General features: G+C 37.5%; 1 pseudogene. It reads left to right on the plus strand.

Going from position 1 to position 285, the window contains the following annotated elements:
• Positions 1-285, plus strand: a pseudogene (locus CD113_RS12760) (ISL3 family transposase); the annotation flags it as partial.

A 285-nucleotide genomic window follows, 5' to 3' on the forward strand; every position in this document is an offset into this window, starting at 1 on the left:
CGCTATTTGTGTAGAGCTTGTCGTAGCTATTTCACGGCGAAAACACCAGAAATAAATCCATATTGTCATATTTCAAATAATACACGTCTAGCAGTTATCGAAAAAGCTGTGGATGTGAGATCAGAAGTATCTATTGCACGCTCATGTTCAGTTTCAACGGCAACAGTATCACGTTTTATTGATCAAACAGCAGATTATTTAAAACAATCACCGTATGCTTCACTACCCAAACATCTAATGATGGATGAGTTTAAAAGTGTCAAGAACGTTTCGGGTCATATGAGC

The sequence above is a fragment of the Staphylococcus simiae genome (genome assembly GCF_002902085.1).
In the GTDB taxonomy this organism is placed as follows: domain Bacteria; phylum Bacillota; class Bacilli; order Staphylococcales; family Staphylococcaceae; genus Staphylococcus; species Staphylococcus simiae.